This window comes from Lysinibacillus sphaericus, assembly GCF_000600105.1.
In the GTDB taxonomy this organism is placed as follows: Bacteria; Bacillota; Bacilli; order Bacillales_A; family Planococcaceae; genus Lysinibacillus; species Lysinibacillus sphaericus.
In genome coordinates, this window is sequence record NZ_CP006837.1 from 4,430,260 (window position 1) to 4,448,221 (window position 17,962).

The following is a 17,962-nucleotide window of genomic DNA, read 5'->3' on the forward strand; positions in this document are numbered from 1 at the left end:
ATTGAAAACCTCTCTTAATTAAATAATTTTGAGGTGAATCACATGTATGAAATGATGCCCTATATCAATGTAAGAACAGCGAATCACTCAACTAACGAGGAAAATCAAGATCGTTGGTTTGATAAAAAACTTTTTACTAGTTCCAGTAGCTTATATCATCAATTGCAAAGGAATGAGAATTTTAACAAAGCCACACTAGCTAAAAGAAAATATTTAAATAGATCTAGATATAGAGCAACACCCTTCGGCTTATTTTCATCTGTCTACTTCAATACTATAGATGAAGTAAATCATTCAACAAATCAAATGATTATTCAACATGACTTTAAAGTATATACAAGTATTGACTCAGAATGGATAAGTAAATTTATTTCCACTCTAAAAAATGAAAATTTAGCAAGCTTACAGGTTACGTGGAATTCAAATGTGGTCTACCAAAATTCCAATTTTTTATATAATAATTGGACATTAGATGATAAAAAGAAGTTTAATACAAATAAAATTCAAATAAATTCTCTATTAGAAGCAATTCAAGTCCATGCAAAAAATGCCGTTACTGTTGAAGAGTTAGCCAAAAAACTCGAAGAACAAAATCGTATTCTTTTACCATTTAAAATTTTATTAAATGTAGTGAAACAATTGATCCACGGTGGCTATTTGATTACGGATTTAGACAATTTAACATTTATTCAAGACTTCGAACTTCTAATTCGCTATGTTGAAGAGAAAAATTATTCTTTCCCAAAAGATGCGATCAAGCAAATAAGAACTTTAATAAAAAATCAAAATAATTCTATAAGCAAGTTCAATATAGATACTGTAAACAAGTTGGAAAAACTATTAGCTTCAATTCATAATTGTGAACATTACCTTCGCTTTGATAGTGAAACTAACGTTATTAATCTTGATTTAGATAAAGATCTTATAGAAAAAACTCTCTTACCTTTCGTTAATTTCCTATCGACTTATGCAATACGGGTACCTGTAAGTGATAGATATCAAGCTGATATCCATTTTTTTAAAGAAAAGTACGGAAATTCAAAAGTAAAGTTTTTAGATTTCTACAAAAACTATCAATTGATTAGAGAGAAAAATTGTTCGCTAGAACGCAAAACTTCAGATTTAGAGAAAAAAATAAAAATGCAATTATTAGCACTAACATCTACGGCAGCATACAGACATTTAAAAGAAATCGACATAGCAAATTTGCATTTTGAAGACCTAAAAATAGAAAGCGAAATTTCTCCAACAATACAAAGTTGTTTTTATTTAGAGAGTAAAAATGGACAACTTAACTTTTCACTAACCCCGTATGCTGGAAATTCGGGACTTGGACGTTTAGAAGGACGCTTTTCTTATATAAATCCAGCCTATTTTACAACAATGAAAAATATTGAAAGAAGAAAAATTGCAGAAGCTAATACAGAGGTCATTACCGTTAAATATATGCCTAAAAATCAACACTACTATAATATTATGAATGATTGCTATGATGGCAATTTAAATCTTCAATATGGAACTGCTGAAAATCAACAATCAGTTCCATTAGAGCAGCTCTTTATTAGCATACAAGATAATAAAATAACACTTTCTGCATTATTAGATGGTGGTATCGAAAAAATAGTAAAGTTTGAGCAATATAATGTATCTAATATTGAACATTTTTCCCCACATATTTTAAATGACTTGCTATTTTGGAGTAGCAATTACTACGCAAATATTATGTCGCTACTATTCGATATTCAAAAAATACGGAAAGACTTTATTCATTTTCCAAAGGTTCTCTTTAACGACATTGAATTAATCCCTCAATCTTGGCTAATTAAAAATTATATGGGAGATATTCGCTCACAAGATCAATTTTTCAGCAAGTTTACCGAAATGAAAACGATTTATGAAATACCGGATTCGCTTTTTGTTAGATGTAATGACCTAAGAATATTAATCGATACTCATCGTAAAGAGGATTTAGATATTTTATGGGATATTTATAAAACGGATAATTCTTTTACTATTTACCTTGAAGAAAATTCATTGAACTTAGCAAACTTCATTACGCTTGACTCAGAAGGCAACCATTATATGTCTGAGTTTGTTTTTAACTTTGTCGCACAAAAGATTAAGCCTAAGAAACTTGTCCAACTACCTTTGTTTCAAACAAAGGAAGAATTAAATTTAGAAAGAAAAGTTAACTGGCAACATTTTAATATTTATTTACCGCACGAACTCCAAGACGACTTTTTAGGCACTTATTTAAATGAGCTTATTAAAGAGCTAAAATCCAACGGTGCAATTACTAAGTCTTTTTACATTCGTTATTTTGATGATAGACATCATATAAGATTAAGAATTTCTCCAACTTCTCAATTTAATGGAATCGATGAATATTTAGCACAAGGCGTCATAGCCGGAGATATCATCGATTATAGTAGTGGAAAGTACGACCCAGAATACGAAAGATATGGAGGATTGACTACCATGTCGGAGGCAGAGGATTTTTTCTGTGCTGATAGTACGCTTATTCTTAGTTTGTTAGCTTCTTGTTTAGTAGATGAAAAAATAGATAAAGTGGATCATGCTATTTATCTTGTTTTTAAACTACTATCTCTTCATACCAAAGATCTACATCAACAGTTCCGTATTATGGATGATGGTTATTCGAATAAGGACTTTTCAAAAAATTTCCGTGAAAATAGACATAAATATTTGGTATTTAGTGATATTGCTACATCTTCAAATCCTGATTTAGCTCATCATTTTACTTTCAACAAAGAACAACTGAGCTACTGGGAGCTTCAATTGTCCAACTACTTTAACAAATTATTAAATGAAAATCGATTTGATTTTAATATTATTCGAAGTTTAATACATATGACATGTATAAGACTGTTTGGTATTAAATCAGAAGAGGAAGAATTAGTTGGAAATATGGTTTGGAGAGTTTTAAAACAACGAATTGCTATGAAAAAGAAAGCAACTAACGCTAACCTTATTTTAAACCCAAACTAAAACAAGCATCGTTCTACAATTTATATTTCCATGGAAATAATTTTCTCTTTTTTAGCATGATCTACACGTTTTATTCAAAGAAGAGGAACATGCCATCTTCATTTTTGAGACTGGAGGGATACAAATGGAAGAGCTTGCTTTAAAATTAAACAATGTTCAAATTAGTTTTGGGGACAAGGAAATCTTTGATACTAAGGAATTAACCGTCTATCAAAATGATCGCATTGGTATCGTAGGGAAAAATGGCCAAGGCAAAACGACTTTATTGAATATCATTGCAGGTACGATTACACCTGATAATGGAAAGATTGAACGATTTGTCGATTTCAATTATTTTCAACAAATCGGCGAGCTAAAGGAAGAAACGAATGCTGACTATTTAGATTCCCAACTACTTAGCCGCTTGAACGTTCCTACTAACAGTGTTGAAACACTTAGTGGTGGAGAACAATCAAAATTTCGTTTAGTTCAGTTACTTTCTCAATATAAAATGGGTCTGCTGCTAGACGAACCGACAACGCACGTAGATAAAAATGGCATTGACATAATGATTGAAGAATTAAATTATTACTACGGTACTTTAATATTTGTCAGCCATGATCGCTATTTTATTAATGCAATTGCCACAAAAATCTGGGAAATAGAGAATGGGAAAATCAAGGAATTTAACGGCAATTACGATCAATATCTGGAACAGAAACAACAAGAGAAATTGGAGTTACAAAGAAAATATCAAAAAGTCACAAAAGAAAAAGAACGATTACAAGAAGCTGTAGAAGTGAAAAAGAGTCAGGCAAAGAAAATTTCTATCGTTAGTGAAAAAAACAAACAAAGAAATATCAAACCGAATCGCTTAGCTTCTTCCAAACAAAAAGACACGGTTCAAAAGAGTATGATGAAAACCGTTAAATCAATAGAGAAAAGAATGGACATGTTAGAGGAGATTCATATTGACAAAGATCCTAAACCAATTTCTTTTCCGATAGTGAAAGAGCTTGAAATAAATAATCGTTTTCCAATAATGGGACATAATATTACAGTAACAGCTGGAGACAATATACTTCTTGCAGAACAGGATTTCCAATTCCCACTTGGCAAGAAGATAGCTATAGTAGGAGACAATGGAGTAGGTAAATCAACTTTCTTACACTATATAATGAATAATCAAGATGGTATCACGCTTTCCTCGAAAATTGCATTTTGCACTTATCAGCAAATGGATTATAAACTGAGTGGGGACATAAGTATATTAGAGTATCTTATGAAGATGAGTGAGTATAAAGAAAGTTTTATTCGGGCGATTCTCAGTAACCTTGGCTTTGAAGAAGCCACTATTAGAAAACCTTTACATGCGCTGAGTGGTGGAGAAGCAACACGAATTTCTTTGGCAGCCCTTTTTGCCAAACCTTCTAATGTCCTTATTTTAGATGAACCGACAAATTTTATAGACTTAGCTACCATTGAAGCATTGGAAAAATTTTTACTAGGCTATAAAGGAACAGTGCTCTTTACTACTCACGATCAGCTTATTGTAGAAAGAGTAGCTGATCAAATTTGGGAAATTAGAGATAAAACGTTACAGCTTATCAAGGAAAAATAGAATGAGCCTCTAAGGCATTAAAACCACCCGCGATGAGACGGGTGGTTTTCAAATGAGGAATGAGTCAAAGATAGAAGTGAAATCATAAGTTCTTTCAAATTAGAGATATAACACCATCAATTCCTCGTCATAATAGTGCCCATTAAATTGAAGGGCATTGCGTTCTAAGCCGTAAACCTCAAAGCCTAATGACTTATATAACTTTTGGGCTGAACTATTATCGGAAACAACTGTTAAGTTTATTTGCTCCAAACCTTCACAACATTTCGCCCTCTTTATTAGTTCGCTCATCAGTAATTTCCCTAATCCACGCCCTCTTCCTTCAGGTGCAACATACATACCAAAAACATTCCCTTTATGACTCATTTTTGGACTGTCTTCACGCACAAAAGTTACAATGCCTACCAACGAACCATTGTTATGAAAAGCACCGAGCACAAACTTTTCCGCTGTTGCTTCTATTCGCTCTGCAACTTCTTGTAACGAAACGTTTACTTCACGCTCATATGTGGAACCAAATGCTTCCGGATTATTTCTTAATGCACTTAAACGCACTTCTTGATATACTTGTGCATCTGATTTACTTAAAATACGAATCTCCATAATCTATCCCCTTACCGTTCGTTATCGTTCCATTCATGCATTGAAAATAAAAGTTTTAGTAACGGTCTCCCCTGTCTGCATATTTTTTAACATATAGTGATTTTGCGTTACTTCCTCTTGCCCCAACACAATGACAAAAGGAATGTTTTCACGATTTGCTTTATCCATCGCTTTTCTTAATTTTTTACCACTAAGCTCTACTTCAACGCGATAGTCTTTCCGCAATGCTTTTGCTAATACAAGAGACTCTACTGTTGTATGAATGGGAATGATATAAATATCAATTAATGTCTCCTGGTTTTTTTGTTCATCTAACATCATGGCTGTAAAAATAACATCTAACCCAAATGAAATACCGACCGTAGCGAACTTTTCGGTTCCCCCTAATAGCCCGCCAATCGCATTATCATAACGACCCCCGCTTCCTATACTGGATGTTATTCGACCATCCCGTACGAACATTTCATAAATAGTTCCCGTATAGATTTCTAGCCCACGAGCAAGCAAAGGATTAAATAGACAATTTTTTGTAATACCAAGCTTATTTAAATAGTGTTCTAATTCTTCCATTTCGGCTACCCCTTCTTGAATCAGAGGCTCATCATATTGGCCGAAATAAGCAAGTGTATTTTTTCTATCGTCTTGTAAAAAATATGCGATTTGCTTTACAACAGCAAGTTGCAAACCTAGCTCTGTTAACTCTGCTAAAACTGCATCATGACCTACTTTTTCAATTTTATCGAGTATTAAAATTACTCGACTTTGCACATCAGCATCTACACCAAAAACACCAAGTAAGCCAACTAATAGCTTACGATTGTTATATTGAATGACAACATCTTGCTCTAGCTTTTCAAAAGCATCTAATGCCATCATCATCAATTCCGCCTCAGCTGCTTGTGAATCAACTCCAACAATATCTACATCACATTGTGTAAACTCGCGAAATCTCCCCGCTTTAATCGGGCCATCTCGGAACACTTTGCCAATTTCATAACGTTTAAATGGCATCGGTAATGTAGGGTTCATTGCAAAGACCTTTGCGAATGGAATCGTTAAATCATAACGTAATGCTAGTTCACGTTCTCCTCGATCCGATAGCACATACATCTCTTGTAAAATTTCAGCACCTCCTGCGTATTTAGATGCCATTAAGTTTGTATAGTTTAAAATCGGTGTTTCGAGTGGTTTACACCCATAGGTGATAAAAGTATCTTCTAACGTACGCCGGATTTTACGACGAATACGTTCTTGCTCTGGTAAATAATCTTGCGTTCCTCTAACATTTTGATAATCCATTTTCTTCATCTTCATTGCTCCTTTTTTTAGAAAATAAAAAACCGTACTAACATAAGCTCCAACTTCGGCTTAGTTATACGATTTCATGAGAAATAGTCTTCCTATTCATTATTAAAAAATTAATAAAGATAGCAAGACTAGTGGATATGATGATGTTGAGTTGCTGAAATTAGACGTTGTAAAAACGACATATAATCTCCTCCATTCAATTATTTGTAACTTTATACCAAAAGAATAATTTTGTCAATTCATTATTTTCTAATAAAAGGAATACCTAATGGAGATAGACCCAAGAAGTGGCTGAGACAAAAGAGAAAAAGTGTTAGATTGACTCACTAGTCGTTGGAGCGAAGGCGGTGACTCCTGCTCAGAACAGCACACAATGTAAGACGCGGGCATTTCGCGCGTTAGCGAGGGTTACGGCTTACTGTGCTGAGCGGAAAGCACCGCCGTAGCGGACAACAACAGCATAGCAAGATTAATTACACTTCTAATTTTTTTTGCAAAAGCAAGAATAGCTAAGTTCTCCATTTAGCAAAAAATCATGAACACCTTTCGTCTATTTCTTAAATTTTTTTAGTTATGTCCCAGCCCCTAGTTAAAACTTTATAGTAACTTTTGATACAGTTCAAATTTCTCTAAACCATATTCACTGTAACCTAAATCAACTGTATCAATATACGCAAAATCATATTTTTTATAGAGGTTGATAGCAGGTTGATTTTTTTCATATACATCCAAGCGAATGGCCTTAATATTCATGGCTTTACTATGCTCAATAATAAAATCCATAATTTTTGTGCCAATGCCCTTTTTTAGATAAGCCGGATGTACGGCAAAAGTATGTATAACCAATATGTCTTCAGGAGCTAAATGAATTTTCCAATCCACTTTCGAATAAGCAACCTCCTGCTCACGTCTTAAAATAACCGTCCCTGCAATATGACTTCCATCTTTCAGCACATATAAATTACCTTCCTGTATACCCTTAATTGCCGTTTCTTTTATCGGATATATCCCTTTTTTCCATCCAGGATAATTAATATGTGCATCAAGATAATCGTTTAACTCATTATATAAAGACTCTATTTCTTCTATATGACAATTCGTTCCCTTTTCCATCGTCATCGTTTCAATCCTTTGCTAGTTAGTTAATTATTAAACTTCATTATAGTTTAATCTAAATTGGGTCACAATAATCATCCTACCACAGGTTGTGAAAGGACAGCCAAATGGAGGATGAAATTTCTTTTAGAACGGGTAAAGGATACTACAAGCGACGAGGAAAGATTGGACAAATTGAAAATCAACAGAGGAGTTGTTGTCATGACGTATATGAATATTGGATTGAAGTTATTTTTCGGGTTAATTGCTTTATTACTTGTGACACGTTTGTTGGGCAAAAAAGAAATATCACAGCTTACCCCCTTTGACTTTGTATATTCCATTGTTCTTGGCGGTATATTGGAAGAAAGCATCTATGATAACAAAATTTCAGCTCTTCATGTATGGTTCGCGGTTGCCGTTTGGGGAATGCTGCTGTTCATCATCGAAAATCTATCGAAACGTTCCAATAAATTTAGAGTTCTTCTAAAGGGCGAAACGTCCATTTTAATTAGAGATGGTGAATTTAACTTAAAAGAACTACAAGCGAATCATCTAGAAATGGAGCAGTTACGGATTATGCTACGACAGCAAGGTGTCTTCTCTCTTCGGGAAGTTTGTGATTTATACTTAGAACCTGGTGGTACGGTTAGTCTAAAAAAATATGCTGAATTTGATACTATCACACCAGCTATGCTTCATTTAAAAACGAAAGACGACACGATGAACTTCCTATTTGTGGATGAAGGAGAAATTAACGAAGAAATATTAAGGTATACGGGTAAATCCAAAGAATGGTTATATGATGAACTGCGCAAGGAAGGCTTCCCTACAATTCAGGATATTTTGTATGCGGAATGGTCACAGACAGATGGATTTTTCATCAAAACCTATACGAATAACAAAGAAGGTGTCCGCAAAGGGAATTAAAATCGTAGGCTTTAGCTTGGTATATTATCAAAGTGAAACTAGGTTTGTTATTTGGGAGATTTAGGGGTAATATATATTGAATAAATTTAACTGTATGGAAGTATAGAGGGAAACTATGAGAAAAAAAGTTATTGTGTCATTAATGTTAATGACATTCCTTTCTGCTGTAGAAGGAACAATTATTAGTACAGCAATCCCCCGTATTACAAGTGATTTGTCAGGTGTCGAACTTGTTAGTTGGGTGTATGCCATTTATATGCTTGCCACCGCCGTTTCGACCCCAATTTACGGGAAACTAGCAGATTTATTTGGTCGCAAAAAAGTATTACTTATAGGCGCTGCCATTTTTTTAATCGGTTCTGCGCTTTGCGGTGTTGTAACCTCAATGGAACAGCTTATCGTCTTTCGTGCCCTTCAAGGTCTTGGAGCCGGCGCCATCATGCCTATTACAATGACAATTATTGGCGACCTATATAGCGAAGTGAAAGACCGTGCAAAAGCGCAAGGATGGATTAGTGCCGTTTGGGGTGTCTCGGGTGTTATCGGACCATTAGTTGGCGGTTTTTTAGTTGACTCTCTTTCTTGGCGCTACATCTTTTTCTTAAACGTTCCTTTTGGCATTATCGCTTGCTTAATGATTGTCATTTATTACAAAGAATCTATTAGGCCTGCAAAACATCATATCGACTATCTTGGTGCAACAGTGTTCTCATTAAGTGCAATCGCTCTACTTTACGCATTATTAACAGGTAGCAGCAAAAACAACTGGGGAGACATGTCCATTATAAGTCTCCTAATCTTTGCCGTTGTGTCATTTATTATTTTCTTATTGATAGAGAAAAAATCACCGGAACCATTAATTCCGTTAGCCTTATTCTCTAACCGTACATTATCAACTATTAATATATTAACCCTTATCTCTGGTGCTATGCTTATCAGCATTACGATGTATCTTCCTATTTGGAGCCAAGGAGTGTTAGGGAAAAACGCAACAGATGCTGGGCTTATTTTAATGCCCCTACCTGTTATGTGGACAGTTGGTACATTATTCTCTAGTAAACTAGTAGGTCGCTTCAATACCAAACAAATCATTCTACTAGGGGTTAGCGTGCTATCCGTTGCCGCCTTCTCATTATTTACATTATCGATAGAGTCACCCGCTTTCCTTATTTATGTTGGGGTTGGATTATTCGGATTAGGCATGGGGCTTGTGACGCCAATTTACATGGTAACAATTCAAACAGCGGTTTCAAATCAAACACGCGGAACAGCCATTGGTTTAAATACATTTATTAATACATTTAGCCAAACGTTAGGAGCTGCAGTTTTCGGGGCGATGTTCAACACGATGATCCATGCACAAGGTATTCAAAACCTAGACCTTGTATCTTCTGGAGGACATGCTGGAACAACAGCAAACATAGCGACCAAATCACAAGAGGCATTGGCTTCCAGTGTACATTTTATTTATATGGGTACTTTTATATTAGCACTTGTAACGTTACTAATTGTTTGGTTCTTTTTAAAGCCAGCCCCACAACTAGTGAGCGATAAATAAACTATGAAGAGCTAGCAAGCCCAGAAAGTTTTACGCATTGTAAAATTTTCTGGGCTTATTTACTAGAGCTTCTACTAGTAACGTTATTGTTGTCATCCCATGGTCAGTTGTTATGTGGATTTCTCGCTCCAAATCAAGTTCGTAACTGTACATCAATACTCCTTTTAATTCAAAGTCCTCCACTTTACAAAGACTTTAGAAGACTAATGGCTTTAGTAACTATCTTTAAACAATATAAAATAAAAGTAATTGATGATAAACAATTTATATTTACTATCTTATCCAGTTTGATGTTTGGTATATTTTTCAAATCCTTATTTTGCTTTAGTTTAATATGCATTTCTTTATGTCTGGCTATTTTAAGAAACTTCAATACCAGAAGTAATTAAGTGAATTTTTGTTAAGTGCTACATAACATAATTAGTACGTACCGTTAGTCTCTCCTTATTTATCCCTAAAGTAATAATGCAACCTATCCCGGATATAATTCCCTGAAGTTGTTTTTTATTAAATCTTAATTATAAACCCAATTATTACCGTTATTAGTTGTATTCATATTCTTTTTGTTTATACCATTTAGCTTGCATATTAAATAGTTCTGTATATTCGCCATTAAGGAGTATCAATTCATCATGAGTACCTTGCTCAACAAGTTCTCCATCTTTCATAACTAAAATTACATCCGCATTTATACAACTCCCCAAACGATGTGTAACGAATATGGAAGTTTTCCCTATCGAAATATCTAAAAATTCTTCAATAATCTTTGCCTCACTAACGGGGTCTAAAGCTGCAGTTGGCTCATCCAGTATAATAATCGGGTTATCTTTAAATAACGCCCTACCTAGTGCGATTTTTTGCCATTCTCCTCCAGAGAGTTCTCTTCCATGTAAAGTGGCACCGACATTATCTGTTATTCCTAAATCATATTTTCTTAATAATTCGGATGTTCCAGTTCTTTGAATAACTTGGTTAAATTTATCCTTAATATCTTCGTTTAGTTCATTATTTAGCGTGATATTCTCCAATAATGACATCTCATACTTTAAAAAATCTTGGAAAACAGTACTAAAATACCTATCTCTGTCCTCTTTACAGATAATTTCTCCATTCAAAAGAACTTTACCATTCTTAGTAGTATATAAACCTGTTAAACATTTTACCAATGTACTTTTACCGGAACCATTTCTACCGACGATGGCCACATTCTTTCCAGCAGTTATTTCAAATGAGATATTTTTTAAAATAAGATGTTCGTGATTAGGATATGAGAAAGAAATATTATTTACGCTGAGACTTTTAAACTCACTATTAAATATTTCCTTTTTTATATTTGATTTCTCAATAGGGACATCTTTTACGAACTCATAATAGTCATTAAGAGTAAGAGATTCCCTGTAAATTCTTCCCGTTGATGATGCAAGTTGATAACTAATACCTAATGAGCTCGAAAGCATTTGAGATAATGCCACAAATTTAGCGATTGTAATTTTCATTGTTAAAACATAGAATGCTAGTAAACTCAAAAAGAGAAGATTTAAAGAAAATTGTAAATAGCTTACATATAACAGCTTCCTATTATTTTTTTTCTCTAAACTATATTTATCGTTACCAACTATCCAATATAGTTCCTTCCACTTTCTTATGAAGTATGATTCATGTTTAAATATACGGAATTCCTTAGCTACCTCTTTGGATTTGAACAATTCCTCTAAATATTCAATTTTTCTATTTTTTAATATTTGACTTAAAAATTGATCATAATCTGATTTTGATGTATGGAAATTGATACCCATTAAAAGTATGATTATAATAAAAAGTAGGAGTGCGATAGACCAGTGTATAAAATAAAGGCTAACAATAAATCCTGTGAAAGTTATACATGCTTGGATACAGGCAAGTACCTGCTGTAAATATGTACATGATGTCCCTCCAACATCTAATGTAGCTCTTTGCAATGAATTATAATAATTTAAATCATCGTAGTAAATTAACGGAATACTTGCACACATCGTAAAAATTTCGTTATTAAAAAAATACTCCATTTTTTGTTTTAATCTGAATTCTATAATTTTACTTAAATAATTTATGTATTCCATCAAAACAAAATATCCAAATTGTATTAAAATGAACAGAAATGGTGTACTAGAAATCGATGAATACTCTAAATCACTCATCAAAGAACTAACTGTTCTTTCAGTCAAATATATATATATTAAAGGTGAGAGCCCTTTTAATAAAACTATAAATAAGGTACTTAAGAGGTATATTGGAGAAACCTTATAAATAGTTGAAATTGTCTTTACTGTTATAAAAGTTATTAACTTACAATTACTTTTTATCTTCTTTAACATACCTTCTCCCCTTTTTCATTTGAAAGTTCTACACAAAAAAATCTCCTCCAAATAACTTAGAGAAGATTTTCTTAAAATTAGCAACAACCTTGGTACTCATCACCATAACAATCAGTTCCATTTGTATAAACATATCGATAGTTTTGCCATCTAAGTTTCTTAGTTCCACATGCACCTGAGCAGAATGATGAACCTTGAATTACTTTATAAGATACTTTACTTTGATCACACGACATAATTTTCACCTCCTTTAAAGATTTTGATGTATAAATAGTTTATTGTTTGTCTAAATATAGCGGATGTCTGAAAATTTCTTCTTTATTTGCATAAATGATGTATTTGTAATTTTATTTGAAATTAGCAACAACCTTGGTACTCATCACCATAACAATCAGTTCCATTTGTATAAACATATCGATAGTTTTGCCATCTAAGTTTCTTAGTTCCACATGCACCTGAGCAGAATGATGAACCTTGAATCACTTTATATGATACTTTACTTTGATCACACGACATAATTTTCACCTCCTTTAAAGATATTGATGTATAAACAGTTTATTGTTTGTCTATATATAGCGGGTATCTGAAAATTTCTTCATTATTTGCATAAATAATGTATTTGTAATTCCCACTAATAAGAACAGGAAATCGTATTTCAACCATCCCATCAATTCCTGGAAACATTTCTTTAATTCTAAAATTTTTCAACTCAGGTAACATAGCTTCATATACTAGTTCATCTAAAGGGTCTAAAACCTTTACACTACATACACATGAATTTAATTCAAGGTCTTCATTAAAAAGGTATTTGAAGTAGACATTTGTTACTGCTGCTGCTGGAATTGTAGGAACTGACATTCTATTTAATACATTAAAAATCGTATGTTGTTTTCCAATTGGATCAAATTCAATATTTTCAGCAACCAATATTTGACATTTTATATTCATGTTTTCTTACCCTTCTAGTTTTTATTATTTACGTCTAGAGCATCTATACACTCGAACGTGCTTAATAAATTTGAATGTTTTAATAAGCTATTATTTATTGGATCATAAATTACTAACTCATACTTTTGTTCGAACAAAAATTCTTTTGTTTGATTTAAATTATGATATTTCCACTTATCTATTTTTGTTTTAAATAACCAAGTAGGAGAATTTAAAAACACATGAAATTTTACTTCAGTAGAACTCAGAAAATCATCCATTCTTTTGAAATCAGGAGACTCATAATTAATAAATACAAGTTTAAACTCATTTGAGCCATCTATTTTCAAATTATTTTTCAATAGGAAGTTTTTGAGTATTTGTATATCATTTGAGTAGATTTTTTTATTGATATAATAAACACTGATTAAAATCAACAATAGTAATAATATTAGGAAAATTATGAAGATATCTATCATATGTAGTTTGCCTTCAACTTTTTAATTTGTAAAACTAAATCATAAAAAACGATAACTATAACAATAAGTAAAAATAAAGTGACTTCCAATTTAAAGTCTAAGTGATAATTTGGTAAGAAAAGCTGAATAAATAAGAGTCCCAATAAAATGCCATTTCTAAATAAGGGATATTTATTCATAAACTCCATGTCTCCAAAGCAACTGCAGCTTCTACCTTTTATATCTTTCTCTTTTTTTCTCTTACTTAATAGAATTAAACAAAAGAATATTAATAAGAGCCCACAAAAAACAATCTTTATGTAACCAAATAAATTAAAAGCAAAGCATATAGCTATCAATAATTCTGTAATTAGAAGAAAATGACTAGAGATATTAATAAGCTGACGATTTTTTATAATTTTGTAAGAATAAATTTCGCATTTTGTACTAGGAAATGACTTTGCCTTCATATAGAATGACGCAATGAATGTACTCGAAATCAGTAAACTTATGATCATAGAAAAGTAATTCAATATCAATTACCTACTTTCTTCTACAAAACTAATAACCTCTCCAATTTCATCAATTTCTTTGAGTTTTTGGATTATTCCATTAGTATCAATGAGTACAAGACTTGGTGTCGTAGCTAATAAATCATGAAATGAATCATAATGAAGTGACAAAACCGGGAATGAATATTCAAACTCTTTAATTATTTCTTCATTATCTGATTCTGAACCGTCTGTTATTAAGACAAAGTCCTGATTAAATCTACTTAACCCAGGTAATAGATCAATACAAATTTTACAATATAGAGATGCGAAGCAAACAACAGTTTTTCCAGATAGTTCATAATTTTCTAAGGATAGTGGAAAAACATTACCTATCTCTAATATTTCCATTTCTTCGCGTATATCTTTATGATTCATGAACATTTGTTTTAAACTCTTAATACTCATAATTACACCTCTTTTTCAGATACTATGCTCGATATTAATTTTTCTATTTGGTAAAAGGTCTTCCCATGATGACCTAATTCAGTAAACAATATTTGTCCTACCCTATTTAATAAAAAAATACTAGGTGTAGAAGAAGTATTAAAAACTTTTTCCATGTCTCTATGCTTCATTTGATAAACACTAGTTTTATTATCATAATATTCCTTTAAAAACTCTACATTTTCTGTAGGGCTATCAAATAAAACTAGGGTGTTTACATTGGGATGTTTATCAATAAAATCTTTAAGTGCTTCCATAACTGGTAAACACCCACTACATGCAGTACTAAAAAAGAAAACTAGTAAATAATTATAATCATCTATGTAATCATATAGTTTTACATCATTAACAGAATCAATAGTACCATTTTCTAGATAATCTCCTATTTGTAAAGGCTCTAAACGTTTTAGAAAACGTAAATTATTATCAACCATAATTCACCTCTGAATGCGACTTGTTATTACCAATAATAACAAATTATTTCAATAAATTACAATATTTTTCTATAAATTTTCTTTTATAAAAAATTTATTAAATTTATATTTAATTCATATATTTCCAATATAATCAATTTAAGTCTAACATAACCATGTAAATATTTTCAATAATAAGTTCTTTTTGTTGGTTTGGAATAGAGTTTGATTAAAATTAGGTTTAGTTTCTTTTACAATACTTTTTGATAATTTCCCCATATAATCCACTCCAACTCCAAAGCCACGACCTTCTTTATTCTCCCTTTTCGGCTTTAGATGTTCTAGTTCATTTTTACATAAAAATCAGAACCACCAGTCTAACTGGTGGTTTGCTCTACGCGTGAAACGCTGGGGTACTGGCCGCCCATGTCTAAAGACACACTGAAAGGTCCGCCAACCGCACTCCGTTTTCACGCTACCACTAAAGTGGTTTTATCATTTTCGCTTTTTTGCTTTTATTTCTTCTCCTGTAAATGGATCAATGAATTCTTTCATGCTCATTTGATCCTCAAGAATATCCTCTTGTAATTGATTTTTTATATATTCCTGAATGATTTTTCTGTTTCTTCCTACTGTATCTACATAATATCCGCGACACCAAAACTTCCTGTTTCCATATTTGTATTTCAGGTTCGCATGTCGGTCGAATATCATTAAACTACTTTTCCCTTTCAAATAACCCACAAACGATGAAACACTTAATTTTGGTGGAATACTTACCAACATATGAATATGATCAGGACAGGCTGTTGCTTCTATAATTTCTACTCCTTTTCTTTCACATAACTGGCGAAGAATTCTACCTACATCTACTTTAATTTGTCCATAAATAATCTGCCTTCTATATTTTGGCGCAAAGACGATGTGATACTTACAATTCCATGTTGTGTGTGCTAAACTTTTATTATCCATTTGGATCCCCTTTCGTACGAAGTCGGTTGACCAGACCTGAATTTATTGTACGGCTGGGGATTTTTTCTTGTCCATAGCTAGAAGCTCTTTAGAACCCCTCGCATAGCAAGGGGTTTTCAAAAAATACAAATAAAAAGTATCCATTTTGAAATATAGATTGTTCAAAATGGATACTTTTACAGCAGATTTAAATATCGGTTTTATAAAAAGTTTGTTCATTTTCTATCTGTGTTCCTTTACAGTCGCGCCCGATCGTATTATAAGGTCAGCCAGAAAATATTTCTGGTTGACCATTTTTTATATCGATATATGATAACGGTAGCCGGGGTAGAACGTTCGCGCCCGTGGGGCTAAGACCCCGTCCGCAAAACAGTTCGCCCCCTATTTGTAGAAACATGTTTGAGGCTGGTTGGGACAATGATCTCGTATAACAAGCGAAGCTATGACACTACAAAGAGGATTTAGGGGTTACCGGCAATTATCATTTTGAAGGAGGAATTATAATGAATCCAGTCATCGGTCTGGATGTTGCAAAAGGTGAAAGTCAGGTTCAAGCTTACTTGGAAAGAAAGAAGCCCTACAAGAAAAGTTTCAAAGTAAAACATGATCTTGATGGGTTAGCTAGTTTATTAGATTTTATTAAAGAATTAGAAGAAATTTCAGGAGAGCGTCCCCCTCTTGTTATGGAATCAACAGGCCATTATCACACACCAATTGTTCAATATTTTGAGGACAGAGGTTATTTAGTAATTATCGTAAACCCACTCATCTCTTATAAAGCAAAAAGTTCTAGTTTACGAAAGGTAAAAACAGATATCATTGATGCTAATCATCTCTGTGAGCTGTATTATAAGGAGGATTTAGAGCCTTATAAAAAGCGTGGTATCCAACTTGCGAACTTACGTAATCTTACGAGACAGCACGATAATATTACAGGCATGTTTGTACAAACTAAACTACAATTTCAAGCAGTTTTAGATCAAGTTTTTCCTGAATATAGTAATGTTTTTGGAGACTTATATTCGGATGTTTCTTTGAAAATACTACATGCATTTCCTACTTCAGAGGATATATTGAAAGCCAATAATGAAGTATTAGCAACTAAAATAAAAGAATTCTGTAATTCTCGTTCTTTACAGTGGGCAAACAAACAAGCTGAAAAACTAATGGCTGCAGCAGCTCAAAACCCTTTTCAGAAGGCTTTATATTCTAGTCTCGCCCTAAGCTTAGATATGTATATTAATATGCTCTTTGAATATAAAAAACATCTATCCATGCTTGAAAATGAGATAGATGCTTTATCAAAAAGTATTGAAGAATCTAAGATTATCCGATCAATTCCCGGTATCGGAGAAAAAATCGCTGCCACGATTGTATCTGAAATTGGGGAAATTGAAAGGTTTAATCATCCTAAGAAACTAGTCGCATTTGCCGGTCTTGATCCAAGTGTCTTTGAATCTGGTACATTCAAAGGTACTTACAACCGAATAACCAAAAGAGGCTCTAGCAGACTACGGCAAGCTTTGTATATGGCTGTTAAATGTGCTATTCGTGACTGTCGAAAACAGAAAACAACGAATGAAATCCTTCCTCGTAATAAGAAATTACGTGCGTTTTATGATAAAAAACGGGAAGAAGGAAAACCATTTAGAGTAGCTGTAATAGCCTGTGCAAACAAACTCTTACATTGGATTTATGCACTTTTAAAAAGCAAAACTTCTTTCTAAGACTTAGCTT

The 17,962-nt window shown here is 32.8% G+C and carries 16 protein-coding genes; 5 read left to right on the forward strand and 11 right to left on the reverse strand.

Annotated elements, in window-relative coordinates:
• The first annotated feature begins 42 nt into the window (after positions 1 to 42).
• Both T479_RS21475 and abc-f read left to right on the forward strand, forming a co-directional pair.
• Positions 43 to 3,009, forward strand: coding sequence for a lantibiotic dehydratase (locus tag T479_RS21475; RefSeq protein ID WP_025220810.1), 2,967 nt, complete (start codon positions 43 to 45; stop codon positions 3,007 to 3,009).
• Between the two features lie 124 nt (positions 3,010 to 3,133).
• Complete coding sequence (gene abc-f / locus T479_RS21480; protein ID WP_025220811.1) at positions 3,134 to 4,609, forward strand: ribosomal protection-like ABC-F family protein; 1,476 nt, start codon at positions 3,134 to 3,136, stop codon at positions 4,607 to 4,609.
• Positions 4,610 to 4,708: 99 nt separating this feature from the next.
• Here the strand turns inward: abc-f and T479_RS21485 are convergent, their stop codons facing one another.
• From T479_RS21485 to T479_RS21495, 3 genes are all read right to left on the reverse strand, one after another.
• Positions 4,709 to 5,212, reverse strand: a complete 504-nt coding sequence (locus T479_RS21485) for a GNAT family N-acetyltransferase (RefSeq protein ID WP_025220812.1) — start codon at positions 5,210 to 5,212, stop codon at positions 4,709 to 4,711.
• Between the two features lie 33 nt (positions 5,213 to 5,245).
• The gene (locus T479_RS21490) at positions 5,246 to 6,511 is read right to left on the reverse strand and encodes a histidine--tRNA ligase (protein WP_025220813.1); all 1,266 of its coding nucleotides are present in this window, start codon (positions 6,509 to 6,511) and stop codon (positions 5,246 to 5,248) included.
• Between the two features lie 606 nt (positions 6,512 to 7,117).
• A complete protein-coding gene (locus T479_RS21495) occupies positions 7,118 to 7,639 on the reverse strand; it encodes a GNAT family N-acetyltransferase (RefSeq protein WP_038510015.1) in 522 nt (173 codons plus the stop codon).
• Between the two features lie 198 nt (positions 7,640 to 7,837).
• Here T479_RS21495 and T479_RS21500 point away from each other — a divergent pair, with 198 nt between their 5' ends.
• Together T479_RS21500 and T479_RS21505 are read left to right on the forward strand one after the other, a co-directional pair.
• On the forward strand, positions 7,838 to 8,545 hold the full coding sequence (locus T479_RS21500) for a DUF421 domain-containing protein (RefSeq protein ID WP_025220815.1): 708 nt from the start codon (positions 7,838 to 7,840) through the stop codon (positions 8,543 to 8,545).
• 115 nt (positions 8,546 to 8,660) lie between these two features.
• Positions 8,661 to 10,103 carry an MDR family MFS transporter gene (locus T479_RS21505; protein ID WP_025220816.1) on the forward strand — a complete coding sequence of 481 codons (1,443 nt, stop codon included), beginning with the start codon at positions 8,661 to 8,663 and terminating at the stop codon, positions 10,101 to 10,103.
• Positions 10,104 to 10,645: 542 nt separating this feature from the next.
• Here the strand turns inward: T479_RS21505 and T479_RS21510 are convergent.
• From T479_RS21510 to tnpA, 8 genes are all read right to left on the reverse strand, one after another.
• Positions 10,646 to 12,457, reverse strand: coding sequence for an ATP-binding cassette domain-containing protein (locus T479_RS21510; RefSeq protein WP_025220817.1), 1,812 nt, complete (start codon positions 12,455 to 12,457; stop codon positions 10,646 to 10,648).
• 77 nt (positions 12,458 to 12,534) lie between these two features.
• Entirely contained in the window at positions 12,535 to 12,693 is a 159-nt protein-coding gene (locus tag T479_RS23850; protein ID WP_158497911.1) for a hypothetical protein, read from the reverse strand.
• A 121-nt stretch (positions 12,694 to 12,814) separates the two neighbouring features.
• Entirely contained in the window at positions 12,815 to 12,973 is a 159-nt protein-coding gene (locus tag T479_RS23855; RefSeq protein WP_158497911.1) for a hypothetical protein, read from the reverse strand.
• Between the two features lie 39 nt (positions 12,974 to 13,012).
• Positions 13,013 to 13,405 carry a hypothetical protein gene (locus T479_RS21515; RefSeq protein WP_025220818.1) on the reverse strand — a complete coding sequence of 131 codons (393 nt, stop codon included), beginning with the start codon at positions 13,403 to 13,405 and terminating at the stop codon, positions 13,013 to 13,015.
• 454 nt (positions 13,406 to 13,859) lie between these two features.
• Positions 13,860 to 14,360 carry a MauE/DoxX family redox-associated membrane protein gene (locus tag T479_RS24365; protein ID WP_407080997.1) on the reverse strand — a complete coding sequence of 167 codons (501 nt, stop codon included), beginning with the start codon at positions 14,358 to 14,360 and terminating at the stop codon, positions 13,860 to 13,862.
• 21 nt (positions 14,361 to 14,381) lie between these two features.
• On the reverse strand, positions 14,382 to 14,801 hold the full coding sequence (locus T479_RS21530; protein ID WP_025220821.1) for a peroxiredoxin family protein: 420 nt from the start codon (positions 14,799 to 14,801) through the stop codon (positions 14,382 to 14,384).
• Positions 14,802 to 14,803: 2 nt separating this feature from the next.
• Complete coding sequence (locus T479_RS23055) at positions 14,804 to 15,274, reverse strand: peroxiredoxin family protein (RefSeq protein WP_025220822.1); 471 nt, start codon at positions 15,272 to 15,274, stop codon at positions 14,804 to 14,806.
• Between the two features lie 474 nt (positions 15,275 to 15,748).
• On the reverse strand, positions 15,749 to 16,225 hold the full coding sequence (gene tnpA, locus T479_RS21540) for an IS200/IS605 family transposase (RefSeq protein ID WP_024364892.1): 477 nt from the start codon (positions 16,223 to 16,225) through the stop codon (positions 15,749 to 15,751).
• Positions 16,226 to 16,728: 503 nt separating this feature from the next.
• On the opposite strand from tnpA, the gene T479_RS21545 reads away from it, so the two are divergent.
• Complete coding sequence (locus tag T479_RS21545) at positions 16,729 to 17,952, forward strand: IS110 family RNA-guided transposase (protein ID WP_038510019.1); 1,224 nt, start codon at positions 16,729 to 16,731, stop codon at positions 17,950 to 17,952.
• Positions 17,953 to 17,962 lie beyond the last annotated feature (10 nt).